This is a genomic window from Methanoregula sp., assembly GCF_023227875.1.
Classification (GTDB): Archaea; Halobacteriota; Methanomicrobia; order Methanomicrobiales; family Methanospirillaceae; genus Methanoregula.
Window position 1 is genome coordinate 38,169 of sequence record NZ_JALOCH010000013.1, and the last position, 12,279, is coordinate 50,447.

Consider the following 12,279-nt stretch of genomic DNA (forward strand, 5'->3'; position numbering starts at 1 on the left):
AATCTCCTTATTCCGTAATGGTAATCTCGTAATCCAACGCGTAGTCATGCGCAGTCGGATCAAACTTGTAGCCCTGGACAGTATCCTTTTTCACGATCAATACGCCATAATCTGCAACCGGGATGATCGGCAAAAGATCATACGCGTCAGCTTCAACCTTGTTCCACTTGGCAAGTCTCTCTTTGTCATCGACCGTGTGCATAGCATCATCGATCTGGGCATCCAGGGTGGCATTCTTATAATGGCCCTTATTGGTATCTCCAGTCGATTTGAACCACTTGGGAAGGATATATCCCGGATCGGGGACCATGGCAATATTATTCGCGACAAGGTTCAGATCATACGTCCCTGCGGATACTCTGTCGTTACCGGCAGCACTGGCCATAACCTCAACCTTGGACTGGATACCAATGGCTTTGAGATCCGATCCGATTGTTTCTGCCATGGGTGAAAGTGCCGGACGATTAGTCGCCGTTATGAGATTAATTGTGAGCGGCTGTCCGTCTTTCTCAACAATACCATCTCCATTCGTATCCTTGTATCCCATCTCCGCAAGAAGCGCTTTCGCCTTCACGGGGTCGTACGGGAGCTGCTCAAGGTTCTTGTTGCCGAATGACATGGAGGGAAGGAAGAATCCCTTGGCGGGCTGCCCGATTCCATAGAGGACATGATTGACAATATCCGTCCGGTTGATGGCAAGGGAGAGTGCCTGGCGTAAGCGGATATCCTGGAGAGGTGCACGATCAAAGTTAACATACAATACGTAAACCCTCGGAGTCAGGTATTTTTCAACAGTGATCCCCGGAAGTGCATCGATACGTTCGGCTTCGTTGTACGGTAAATCAACGGTGAAATCAATATCCCCTTTCTCAATGGCAAGGGTACGGCTGTTATGATCGGGTACTGATGAGAAAACAACACCATCGAGTTTTACCGTTCCGGCCCAGTAATCCGGATTTTTCTTAACTGTAAACACACGGGTCTGCTGATCAAATGAATCGTACATCATGGGTCCGGTACCCACCGGTATTGAGAAGTTCCCCTGCGCATTCAGGGAATCCGGGTGGATGATGCCAAAGTTGGAATAATGCAGGATGGCAGGCAGGATGGGGATATTCGTGTTGGTCGTGACCTCGATCGTATGGTCGTCAATTACCCTGCTGCTCTTGTAATCCGCCATCTCTCTTGATGCCGCGTTGAGTTTACACGTACGGTCAAGGGTAAATTTTACCTCGTTGGCGGTCATCGGCTGGCCATTGTGGAACTTCACGTCATCACGGAGCTTGAACTCCCATGTCGTAGGGCTGGTCTGATTCCAGGAGGTGGCAAGCTTGGGGGTAAGAACGAATTCCTGGGTTGCACCGACAAGCGGTTCGGTAACCATAGCCTTCTCCGTCACAAATACACCAGAAGAAGCCGGATCAATGCTTGTAATTGCCGACAAGTCCGCCATCCTTAGGATTTTGGGACTTGTTGATGCCAGGGTGGCAGAAGCAGCTGATGCTTGCGATGATCCTGCCTGTGTTACCGCGGGGGCATTCGAAGCAGGAGTGGCCTTCGCATTTGTGCTCGTACATCCGGCGATGAGTATTCCTGCAATGAGCAGGAATACCAGTAAACATACAGTAAGTGTCCTTGTTTTCATGATAATCACAACAATACTATCTCAAAATCGGTCCTGAATTCGGTCTTTAGGTGTCTGTTCTTTTTGTCGCAGCGAGAATGTAGTACGATTTGCTTGGTGCGAATCTCCGGTACCAGGGTTGCTGCGGTTTCTGCATCTCGCGGATGTACATCAGGTCCCGGAAGCAGACATCAGTGAACCCGGCATGCTCAAGATAAGAGATCATGGTCTCCTTTGGCATTCCCCCGTCAAACGGGAGGTGGCTCCGGAGCTCTTGGGTATACTGGCTGTGTTTGGTGCGATCGAAGATCTTTGCCAGCCCGTCACTCAGCATCCGTTTTGCCCGGGTTGGAAAGCTCCTGTCTTTCCAGACCCCGTCAATGATGAGGACGTTTCCTCCGGTTTTTAAGACACGGTTCCATTCTTTCAGGGCGATATCCGGATGGGGGAGCGTCCAGAGCAAGTGGCGGTTGACGACGACATCAAACACGCCTTCTTCGAACGGGAGGTGTTCGGCATCCCCAATCTTCAGATCGATCGAGAGCTTCTGGGCATCCGCTTTATGGCGGGCTTTAGCCATCATCGCTTCGGACAGATCGACACCAGTAACATGATTTCCCATTTCAGCAAACAGGAGACCCATCGCACCGGTCCCGCAACCTACATCCAGAACGTTCTGATGAGATGACGGCAGGTTCCGGCTCAGTTCATGTTTCCATGCCTCTTTCTCTTCCTGAGTACCGATTCTATGGCCGGGGCTCATGTCATACGTCGCAGACGACGAGTCCCAGCTTTTACGGACAGCATCCTTGATCTCGGCATCGTTTAACACCATATTAATCAAATAGGTAACACTATTTTAAAATGATTCTTATTTAATTTCATACTAAATGTTATTACTCTAAAAAATTTTAATAGTAAATCGACTTGGTCTTGAAAAAAGTGATCACCAGAATTGAGATCCATTTACTTAGTTCTATCGGAACTTTCGTAAATAGCAGCACCTGAATCCTGATCAGGGAAGTACTCGTAGGGAACTCTCTCTCGAAAATCAAGGGGGGAAATTCTTAACCTTATCTTTTGCTACATAATAAAAAAATATTAAAAAATAGAATAATGTAAAAATATAGCAATAACGAAATTCAAGACAGGAACAAGGGGATCACAGATATCCCGGCAACACACGGGCAGGATAACCAGCTGGCTGAAGACATGCACAGATATGCAGCACGAGATAGAGACCCGGCAAAACAAGGGGGTTATACCCCTCCTGAAAATTAATGGGGATTGGAATCACCCCATTCCGGGAAAATCGTTGTCAGGTGGGTAATATCCCCCACCCCCCTCTTCACTCATAAGTCAAGGAAACAATCTTATTTGATAACCGTTTAACACCTTGACAAACCGTTGAAATGGATCCGGTATAGCAGACGGGCTGACAGTAATCCCATGGGAGAATTGACTTATTCCAGAAAAGCAGGGCGTAATACACAAGATAAAAATTATTTTTTTGATTTTATTACCGGCTTCGTCGCGGTCTTACCGGTAATGGTTTTTTTTGCAATCGGTTTCTTCGGTTCTGCCTTATTCGTCTTTGGTTTTTTAGTCTCTGTTTTTTTCGTTGTTACAACCATTCTGATGTTCAACTCCTATCTGGAAGTATCTTCAATAGAATAATAAGGAGATGAGTGCCAAGGAAATGTTGCATCCTTCGTCAGGGTATCGGGTGGACGAACAGATGAATTTTATGGGCATCATCTCCCAGTGATATCTGTATGCCCCACATAGTAATAAATATTTTTTATTTTGTATGATTTCGTGAGAATTTGTCTAGAGGTCAACTTGCAGAACAATAAAAGATTGATAAATCATTTAGGGAACATGTAATCGTCACTGGATGATGATGAGACAACGGTCGGCGGGTAATGTTTCCCCTTATACATTACCATAGTATCCGTGAGTTACGCAAGTATAAAAAAATTTAATATTATATGAAAATGTCATAAAATACTATCTGGTACTCCATCACATTCCAGGAACCCGGCCATTACCATCGTATCTTCCATAACTTCGCAGGCCAATGCCAGCCCTCATTCAGACAGGCAGCCTTGGGGAAACTGTTCGAAAAAAAGGACACCCTATACAGGAATCACCGCCCCCCCGAAAAGAATTGTCACCCGGGAGGGCAGACCGCATGGCACAAGCATCACGGGACAGGGTGATGACCTTATTCATCGATAGAGATTGTCGTGAGTTTGACCGACTCGACACCCTTATGGGCCATCAGTTTCTCGGCAAGAGCCTTGAGCTGTGAGCCGTCCCCGTGAACGAGGATAACTTCCAGGCACCGCTCATGGGTGACATGGGAGTGGAGCGAGGCCTTGATAACCTCATGATAATCGTGCTCAATTTCAGTAATGGAAGAGAGAAGGTTGCGCTGCTCATGGTCGTATACCATCGTAATGACACCTTCCCGCGCCCCCTTGACATCCGACATCCACTTGTAATAGGTGATGTACGTACGGATCGCATCGCGTATGCCTTCCGACCGCGAGGAGTAGCCGCGGTAGTTCAGGATCTCATCAAACCGGTCGAGCAGGTTTTTCGGCAGCGATATGCCGATCCGGGATAGGTCGTCATCCATGGTCATGGTAATATCCGTTATGAGAATATCATTGCCGGGAGTTTTAATGTTTTTGAACAACGGGGAATCAGAGTGACACGAGATATGACGTTCATATGCCTGATAATTACCGGGGAAATACCAACCCGGGATGGCTCCCGCACCCGGGGTTAAAGAATGATCTCACACCACCATGATGGGGCAGATGCATCCCTGCCGGGGGTAGGGACAGCGCCATCCTGTTCCCATCTACCCTGTCCCATTATCCTGCTGATGACGCGGGATCGCGCAACCGAAGGATTGTCATGTGCAGTCATACCGTCACCTTCCTGAAGACATGCGTGCAGATCGCAAGGAGCCCCCCGGTCAGTACCAGCAGGACGATGATCGGGACGGCAGGGAACCCCCCGACGGTCACGTCCCGCACCGCATCGATGGCATAACTGAGCGGGTTGAAATGCGCAATCGTTGCCAGCCATGCCGGCATCACGCTGTAGGGCATCAGGGCACTTGACGTGAAGAAGAGCGGCATCGAGATCATCGTATTGAACGCGGCATAGGAATCGTGATCTTCGAGATAGAGGGCTATGGTCGTAGCAAAGGTCGAGATGAGGACCCCGAAGAGGAAGAGGATGAAGTAGGTGAGGCCGTACTGCAGGGGACTGAGCAGGGTGGCGCCGATCAGGAGCGCAATCACGAGGATGATGGTGGTCTGGATCAGGCCGCGTCCTGTAATGAAGAGGATCTTGCTGACAAGGATGCTGCTCCTTGGAGTCGGGAGGGCAAGGAACTTATTGAGGAAACCGAGGATCTTGTCAAACATCAGGAGCGCCCCGCCGGAGAGACCGGCCGAGAGCATGGTCATGACAAGGATGCCCGGCGTGATGAAATCGAGATAGTTTCCGGTAAACTGTACCGGCAGGGCAAGCCCGACAAAGATCAGCCATGCAGCCGGCATGACCAGTGCGGATATCACGGCGACTTTCCCGCGGCCCCATTTCAGGAAATCCCGTTTCATGTAGGTAACGATACCGCTCATTTTCTCCTCCTGAGCATAATCCTGAACTTATCAAACTCGAACCCGTGCGGTTCCTCCTGCCGGCCCACGGCCTGCAGGAATACGTCGTCGAGGGTGGGTTCACGCAGCGACATGGACCGGACAATGCACCCGGATTTTTTGAGCGCATCGGCAAGCAGCGGGAGTGCCTCCCTGCCGTTTTCGACGGTAAACGAGACTTCGTCATCGTTCCGGCCGACAAAGGCAATCCCGTCAACGTCCGGCAGGGCAAACATCCCCTCGACCTTTGCGGTTATCACGTCTTTCATCAGCCGCGCCTTGAGTTCTGCCGGTGTGCCGAGCGCGGCGATCTGGCCCCTGCTGATGATCCCGACCCGGTCGCAGAACTGGTCGGCTTCGTCCATGTAATGGGTTGTCACAAAGATCGTCATGCCTTTTTTCCGCAGGGCGCGTATATGTTCCCAGATCCTTTTCCGGGCTGCGACATCGAGCCCGATTGTCGGCTCGTCAAGGAAGAGCACGGAGGGTTCATGGACCAGGGCCTGCGCGAGTTCGAGCCGGCGGCGCATCCCCCCGGAATAGGTCCGTATGAGGTCGTCGGCCCGGTCGGACAGTTCCATCACGGCCAGCGCCTCATCGACCCGGTCCGCGGCATGAGGTACTCCATACAGGTCTGCGAAAAACCGGACATTCTCCCGGCCGGTCAACTTGATATCAACCGCCATGTCCTGCGGTACGTAACTCAGGGATTTCCTCACCATCTCGCCCTCCCGCATGACATCGTGCCCGCAGACACTGGCACTGCCTTCGGTAGGGGTGAGCAGCGTTGTCAGCATCAGTACCGTGGTGGTCTTGCCGGACCCGTTGGGGCCAAGCAGGGCGAAGATCTCGTTGTTTACCGAAAGGGTGAGATGGTTCACGGCACAAAGGACGCCATAATACCTGGTCAGGTCCGTTGTCTCGATCGCATTCATCGCATTATCCCCCCTGGAGATCCCATAATTCAGCGCTGATGTTTCGCATGTACTTTTCCCAGAATATCTTTCAGCCCGTCTCCCCATAAGGGATTGTCATCCATGGTGACGATGTCTACATTGCCCCCCTGGTAATCGCCCTGGCCTGACTGGTCTTCCATCCAGGACTCGATCTCAAGGTAGTTCTTTTTCAGTTCGTCCAGCACCCGTGGATCGGCATCCCAGAGGCTGCGCGTGTGTGCTTCAAGGAGCCTCCGTGCAATCTCTTCGAGGGCATGGGGGTTGTTCTGCTCGAAGAAGTCCCGCATCTCCTCATTATTGACAAATGTGTCCGCAATGTCGTTGAAGATCCAGTCGTCTACTTCCTGCGTTGAGGCTGACCAGCCATAGACCCGGGTCACCCGTTTCATGATATCGGAAGCCCCCTTGTACCCGTGATCTTTCATACCGTAGATCCATTTCGGGTTGAGGAGTTTTGTCCGGACTACGCGGCGGATCTCATCGGAGAGATCCCGCACCTCGACATTCCCGGGCTCGCGGGTATCCCCGTAATAGGGCTTCACGTTGTTGCCGGAATAGTGCCGGGCCGCTGCGGTGAAACCGCCCTGCGTGCCGAAATAGCAGCAGCAGCCGAGGAGGTCCTGCTCATCGGACTGGATCTTGTTGAACGTGACCGAGACCGTCGAGAGGCTGGCTGCAAGGTGCTCGTGGGCATCCTTCCCCTGCACACCCGTCCCGTAGGCGTACCCGTTGTAGGCAACGAAGATATCGGCAAGGTCCGCCTGGGTCTTCCATGCGCTGGAAAGCACGGCAAGGTTGACACCGCTTGCATACGAGCCCGGTTTGGAGGAGAAGATCCGCAGGGTTGCATCGCGGAAACCGGCTCCGTTCTCAACCATGCTTTTCTGGGTGTGCCGGCGCACAAAGTTCCGGTCGGGAGGTTCGTCGAGAGCGGCAACGGCCTGTATGGCATCGTCGAGCAGCTCGTAGCAGTTCGCAAAGTTGTCCCGCAGGATGCCGGTCGTCCTTACCGTGATGTCGATCCGGGGGTGACCGAGCTTGTGGAGCGGGATGATCTCAAAGGACCGGACCTGGCCGTTCTTCTGCCAGACCGGCCGCGCACCGATAAGCCATAGCATCTCGGCAAACATCTCACCATCCGAAGCCATGATGTCCCCTGCCATCCAGTAAAATGCGATGTTCTCCGGGACCGTGCCTTCCTCGCGGGAATATTTCTCAATGAGCGCGTCGGCCAGGCGCTGCCCCACCCTCCATGCAGCCTGTGTCGGGACACGGTGCGGGTCCAGTGAGTAAAAGTTCCGGCCGGTTGGCAGCACGTCCTCGTGCCCCCGGGTGATCTGGCCGGAAGGCCCTGCCGGCACGTACCTCCCGTCCATACCGTGAAGGAGGGCGTCGATCTCCCGGGATCCGTCGATGCGCCGGCTGATCCCGATCACCCGCTCCCGTACTTCATTGAGGGCCTGTACCTGTTCGTCGGATATCCTCCTGCCGAAGATCAGGGGAACTGGGAGTGCCGGGTCTTCCAGCACCGTGGCGACAAAGCGCTCCAGTTCCAGGTCGACCTGTTCGAGGAGGGCGCCGTAGGACATTCCGTGTTCTTCAGAGTACCGGCCCTGTCCCGCAAGGAGATCGGTCAGGTCAAACCCGATGACCCGGGCAATGAGCCGGCGTGGCGATGTCTCGCCGGAATCGAAGCGGATGATGGAACTGATGAACTCCACCCGTTGATCTCCCGACGGGACGGTGCCGAAGATATGCATGCCGGACTGGATCCGGGTATTGCGGATCTTCGAGAGGACCTCGTGGGCCTTTGCGGACATCACGTTAAGGGGCATGCCGTGGTTGAGGTGCATGTCCGCATCAAGATTTGCCCGGACCAGGGCTTCGATGAGCTGGTGCTGGAGGGCGTGGGCCCGGGCCGGGTCGTGTTTTGTGGTCTCGTACTCGGTGAGAATGGTGTCGATCTCCTCGAGGCCTTCGTAAAGCCCGCTGCCGGTCATGACGGTCTGCATGTGATCGACCAGCACCGCATAGCCGCGCCGCTTGGCAATCGTGCCTTCCGCCGGGTTGTCGGAGTTGTAGATGTACAGGAACGGCAGCGTCCCGGCAGCAATGTCCGGGAAACATTCCTGCGAGAGACCGGTCCCCTTGCCCGGCAGGAACTCGAGGTTGCCATGGGTGCCGACGTGGATGAGGACATCGGCATTCTGGACCTTGTCGAGCCAGTAGTAGGTGGCCAGGTACTGGTGGGGCGGCGGGCACTTTGGATCGTGGAGAATCTTGCAGACCGTGCCGTCGCACCGTGAGCCGTAACAGCCGCGCTTGGGCTGGACGTGGATCGTGGCATTGCCCAGCCGGATGCCGGTAATCAGCATCCGGTTGTCGAGCACCATCCCCTCACCGGGGGGCTCTCCCCAGGTGGCGTTCACCTGCTGTTGTACTCTCTCGGGAAGCGACCGGAAATAGGGCAGGTAGGTGGAGAGGTCCATCAGGGCGAGGGCTCCCCCGCATGCCACGATGTCCTGTACCGTTGTCCACCGGAACTCCGAGATCGCCTTTTTCTTCTGGATGGTTTCCACGAGTTCCTTGCCGGATGCCGGCGGGGTAACGGCATACCCTGCCCCCGCCATCTGGTGCAGGATGCGTGCAACGCTCTCCAGCGTGTCGAGGTTGGAGCCGCCGCCGATGTTTGCCTCGGTCCCGGCACACGGGTTGTTGTTTAAGATGAACGCGACCTTCCGCTCACCGGCAGGTTTCTTCGCAAGGTCAATCCACCGCCGGATCCTGCCCGCGATTTTCGCGCACCGATCCGGAACCGCTTCCCGGGTCTTGCCGCCATCGGGTTCGCTCCTGCTGGTTCCGACAAAGACCGGTTCTACCACCCCCTCGAACTCCGGAAGGGCTATCGACCACCCGATGTCCATGGAGAGCCCTTCCGATGCCCGCCACTGTTCGAGGGTCATGTACATGGTTACGACAGGCGAGAATACCGGGACATCAAAGGACCTGAGCAGGTCGATCCCGTCCGAGGTACCGGTCCGGGACCGGGCACTGTCCCTCACCGAACCGAAGAGGAAAGGGATGAGCTTGACCAGCGCATCGATACGGGGAACGCCGTCACGGAGGAGGTAATCGGACACCACCTCGTCCATCCCCCGGGCCCCGAGGGCATCATCCCGGATCGCATAGGTAAAAACCGGGATGACTGCAAGGCCAACTGCCTCAAGACTGCCAATCAGCTGGTCTTCGAGGGCAACGTTGCCTGCCGCCCACGATGTACGGGAGAAGATCAGGGCAACCCGGTATTTCCCATCTGCACGTTCCCCATACCAGGCAAGATACTCGTCGACGCTGGCAAATACCTGCGGTGCAGCAGGATGATACAGACCCTCCCAAGGAACATCCGCTGGGGGTGCTGCCAGGCAGCTGGCACCAAAGAGTTTCCGGTCGATATACCGGAGAAGGTTCTTAAAATTCTCGTCCCCATTGTTGGTGATGTACCGGTGGCAGGTAGTGACAATCTCTGCTCCCACGGTGGACTGGGTCCAGAAGGAGGGGTCGGGCCCGAGCGAGATGACGGGAACTGTTTTTCTGATCACTTCGATTTCCCGGTCCACCTCTTCCCAGAACAGGTCCGAGGTGTGATAGAGGAGGATTACATCAGATTGTTTCATAGAGGCGATTGCCTCTTCCCGTTTTTCCGGTGATTCTTCCAAAACGCGGGTGGGATAGACGGTACACCCGATACCGCATCCCTCCGCTGCGCGTTTCATAACGGGGGCATAGGACCCCCACATAATCGAAGTTATTTTCATGTATGGTCCCATTGTCGGCAGGCTGGATAACTACCTCTTCGCATAACACGTATCGTGAATTTTGACACGTCTATTGTTAAAAATATTGTCAATTATGCTATGCAGTTCTACAAAAATAAAATAAATAATACTTAATTATAAGATAACGTTTAATTAGATTATCCTGCATCTCGTAACATCCAGACTACCGGGACAGGTATTTCCGGCAATAATATTCACCAAGGAGTCCAGCATGCACCACTTCAATGACATCTACCCATTCTCCGCCATCGTAGGCCAGGAACTGATGAAGAAAGCCCTCATCCTGAACGCGATCAATCCCCGTATCGGGGGGGTACTGATCAAGGGGGAGAAAGGTACTGCGAAGTCAACGGCTGCCCGTGCCCTTGCCCACCTCCTGCCGGACCGGCAGGTAGTGGAGGGATGCCAATTCGGCTGCGACCCTGCCGACAAAAACGGCCTCTGCCCTGCCTGCCAGAAGAAACACCCGGATCTTGTCACGACAACCGCACGGATGCGTGTCATCGAACTCCCGATCAGCGCTACCGAAGACAAGGTGGTCGGCAGCCTGGATATCGGGCATGCCCTCAGGAAGGGAGAGAAAAAATTCGAGCCGGGTATCCTTGCACAGGCGCACCGGAATATCCTGTACGTGGACGAGGTCAACCTGCTCAATGATCATATTGTCGATGTCCTTTTAGATGCCGCTGCAATGGGTATGAACTTCATCGAACGGGAAGGCGTCTCCTATGTCCACCCGTCTGCATTCATCCTGATCGGGACGATGAACCCGGAGGAGGGCGACCTCCGGCCCCAGCTCCTTGACCGATTCGGCCTCTGCGTGGATATCGAGGGGATCCATGACGCGGACACGAGAGTCGAAGTGATCCGGCGGAGGCAGAAGTATGACGATGCACCTGATGAGTTCATCTTCGGGTGGGCATCCTCTGAACAGGAGATGCGGGAGCGCATTGTCCGGGCACAGATACTCCTGCGGGAAGTGAAAGTTTCCGACGATATGCTGATGATGATCGCACAGATCTGCATTGACATGGCAGTCGACGGCCACCGTGCCGATATCACGATGATGAAAACAGCCTCGACCATCGCGGCATTCAACAACCGTGCTGAGGTAAACGAGGAAGACGTCCGCGAGGCCGCCACCCTTGTGCTTTCCCATAGGATGCGCCGCCGGCCATTCTCCGAACAGCCGATGGACAGGCAGAAGATAGAGCAGTCCATCCGGAATTCACGGGACGAACGGCAGCAGCCAAACCATGAGAACGAGCACAACCGCCACGAGCTGCCAAAAGAGAACACGATGCCGGATGGTTCCACGACAACGCAGTGTGCCGAAGGTTCGCCGTTCAGGCTTGACCAGAAACCGATCTCACCCCCGCGTCGCCCCGATGCATTCCGTCGCGAGGGCAGCGGGCGGAGGAGCGTGACGGAATCCCACGACGGCAGGTACGTCCGCAACCGGATCCCGGAAACAATCACTCCCGATATTGCGCTTGATGCCACAATCCGGGCCGCCGCTCCCCACCAGCATGGGCGGGTTGGAGATCTTGCCGTAAAGGTTGAACCCGCAGATATCCGCGAGAAGGTGAGGGAGCGGAAGACCGGCAATACCGTCCTGTTCGTAGTAGACGCAAGCGGGAGCATGGGAACCCAGCAGCGGATGACGGCAGTCAAAGGGGCGATCCTCACGCTCCTCATCGATGCGTACCAGAAACGCGACCGGGTGGGCCTTGTGGTATTCCGCGGGAAAAGTGCTGAAGTCCTCCTTCCCCCGACATCGAGCGTGGAACTGGCGCGCAAGTACATGCAGTCCCTGCCGGTGGGCGGGAAGACCCCCCTTGCCCACGGGCTCTCAAAGGGTTTCGAGGTCATCAGACGGGAGCTGATGATCAACCACCACACAATCCCGAGAATGGTCCTGGTCTCCGACGGGAAAGGAAACGTGGGCATGGGTTCCGGCTCTCCCCTTGACGATGCAAAGGAGGTTGCCACCCGTATCCGCGATGCAGGGATCTCCTCACTCGTCATCGATTCAGAAAAGGGATTTATCTCCTTTGGGCTTGCGCAGACACTTTCGGATGAACTGGGCGCAACCTACTGCAAGCTCGAGGACCTCCGGGCCGAACAGCTCGCGGGCGTGGTGAAAGGTATCGGGATGTGAATGCGGTTTCACCAGCGGTCCT

9 protein-coding genes are annotated in these 12,279 nt (G+C 54.5%); 1 reads left to right on the plus strand and 8 read right to left on the minus strand.

All coding sequences use genetic code 11. The features are described from left to right. Positions 1–7: 7 nt before the first annotated feature. The 8 genes from M0R30_RS12330 to cobN form a co-directional block, all read right to left on the minus strand. Complete coding sequence (locus M0R30_RS12330; RefSeq protein ID WP_292547327.1) at positions 8–1,384, minus strand: ABC transporter substrate-binding protein; 1,377 nt, start codon at positions 1,382–1,384, stop codon at positions 8–10. Positions 1,385–1,421: 37 nt separating this feature from the next. Next, the gene (locus tag M0R30_RS12335; protein ID WP_292547329.1) at positions 1,422–1,577 is read right to left on the minus strand and encodes a hypothetical protein; all 156 of its coding nucleotides are present in this window, start codon (positions 1,575–1,577) and stop codon (positions 1,422–1,424) included. A 114-nt stretch (positions 1,578–1,691) separates the two neighbouring features. After that, positions 1,692–2,459, minus strand: a complete 768-nt coding sequence (locus tag M0R30_RS12340) for a class I SAM-dependent methyltransferase (protein ID WP_292547332.1) — start codon at positions 2,457–2,459, stop codon at positions 1,692–1,694. Positions 2,460–3,851: 1,392 nt separating this feature from the next. After that, positions 3,852–4,274 carry a nickel-responsive transcriptional regulator NikR gene (nikR, locus tag M0R30_RS12345; RefSeq protein ID WP_292547334.1) on the minus strand — a complete coding sequence of 141 codons (423 nt, stop codon included), beginning with the start codon at positions 4,272–4,274 and terminating at the stop codon, positions 3,852–3,854. Between the two features lie 143 nt (positions 4,275–4,417). Continuing rightward, positions 4,418–4,564: a hypothetical protein gene (locus M0R30_RS12350; RefSeq protein ID WP_292547337.1), complete on the minus strand. Its 147-nt coding sequence runs from the start codon at positions 4,562–4,564 to the stop codon at positions 4,418–4,420. Then, positions 4,561–5,286, minus strand: coding sequence for an ABC transporter permease (locus M0R30_RS12355; RefSeq protein ID WP_292547339.1), 726 nt, complete (start codon positions 5,284–5,286; stop codon positions 4,561–4,563). The genes M0R30_RS12350 and M0R30_RS12355 overlap by 4 nt, the downstream gene beginning before the upstream one ends. Then, positions 5,283–6,239, minus strand: coding sequence for an ATP-binding cassette domain-containing protein (locus M0R30_RS12360; protein WP_292547341.1), 957 nt, complete (start codon positions 6,237–6,239; stop codon positions 5,283–5,285). Before M0R30_RS12360 ends, M0R30_RS12355 begins: the two co-directional genes overlap by 4 nt. Before the next feature lie 29 nt (positions 6,240–6,268). Further along, positions 6,269–10,087, minus strand: coding sequence for a cobaltochelatase subunit CobN (gene cobN, locus M0R30_RS12365; RefSeq protein ID WP_366513136.1), 3,819 nt, complete (start codon positions 10,085–10,087; stop codon positions 6,269–6,271). Between the two features lie 220 nt (positions 10,088–10,307). Between cobN and M0R30_RS12370 the strand changes: the two genes are divergently transcribed. After that, on the plus strand, positions 10,308–12,257 hold the full coding sequence (locus M0R30_RS12370; RefSeq protein WP_292547345.1) for a putative cobaltochelatase: 1,950 nt from the start codon (positions 10,308–10,310) through the stop codon (positions 12,255–12,257). Positions 12,258–12,279 lie beyond the last annotated feature (22 nt).

Bases quoted from the DNA above. Each gene is read 5' to 3' on its own strand.
- M0R30_RS12330 (WP_292547327.1), bottom strand. From the start codon at position 1,384: ATGGTTACCGAACCGCTTGTCGGTGCAACCCAGGAATTCGTTCTTACC.
- M0R30_RS12335 (WP_292547329.1), bottom strand. From the start codon at position 1,577: ATGTACGAGCACAAATGCGAAGGCCACTCCTGCTTCGAATGCCCCCGC.
- M0R30_RS12340 (WP_292547332.1), bottom strand. From the start codon at position 2,459: ATGGTGTTAAACGATGCCGAGATCAAGGATGCTGTCCGTAAAAGCTGG.
- nikR (WP_292547334.1), bottom strand. From the start codon at position 4,274: ATGACCATGGATGACGACCTATCCCGGATCGGCATATCGCTGCCGAAA.
- M0R30_RS12350 (WP_292547337.1), bottom strand. From the start codon at position 4,564: ATGACTGCACATGACAATCCTTCGGTTGCGCGATCCCGCGTCATCAGC.
- M0R30_RS12355 (WP_292547339.1), bottom strand. From the start codon at position 5,286: ATGAGCGGTATCGTTACCTACATGAAACGGGATTTCCTGAAATGGGGC.
- M0R30_RS12360 (WP_292547341.1), bottom strand. From the start codon at position 6,239: ATGAATGCGATCGAGACAACGGACCTGACCAGGTATTATGGCGTCCTT.
- cobN (WP_366513136.1), bottom strand. From the start codon at position 10,087: ATGGGACCATACATGAAAATAACTTCGATTATGTGGGGGTCCTATGCC.
- M0R30_RS12370 (WP_292547345.1), top strand. From the start codon at position 10,308: ATGCACCACTTCAATGACATCTACCCATTCTCCGCCATCGTAGGCCAG.